Raw genomic sequence first — 263 nt, 5'->3', positions numbered from 1 at the left:
ATCTAGTTAAGGCAGGGCACCATGCTGGGAAAATTGTAAAAGAGGTAGCTACCATTTGTGGCGGAGGGGGCGGAGTTCGTCCTGATATGGCGCAAGCTGGTGGTAAAAATCCAAGCAAATTAGGGGAAGCTTTGAAAATTGTTCCTGAATTAGTAAAAAGAAATTACTAATTGTTGTTAATTCGTGTACAATAAAGGACAAAGGATAAGCGAATGAATGAAAGAAGATGGTCCCATTTCCTGTCATTTCTTTCAAACATGGAG

At 40.3% G+C, this 263-nt stretch carries 1 protein-coding gene; it reads left to right on the top strand.

Features of this window, described 5'->3' with window-relative positions:
• Window positions 1-170: DHHA1 domain-containing protein (locus AOA62_RS32680; protein WP_143521912.1), on the top strand; the 170-nt coding region annotated here is incomplete at its 5' end.
• Between the last annotated feature and the right edge of the window lie 93 nt (window positions 171-263).

It is taken from the genome of Pseudomonas sp. 2995-3 (assembly GCF_002742565.1).
Taxonomy (GTDB): Bacteria; Pseudomonadota; Gammaproteobacteria; order Pseudomonadales; family Pseudomonadaceae; genus Aquipseudomonas; species Aquipseudomonas edaphica.
This window is presented reverse-complemented; position numbering and strand designations above follow the sequence as displayed.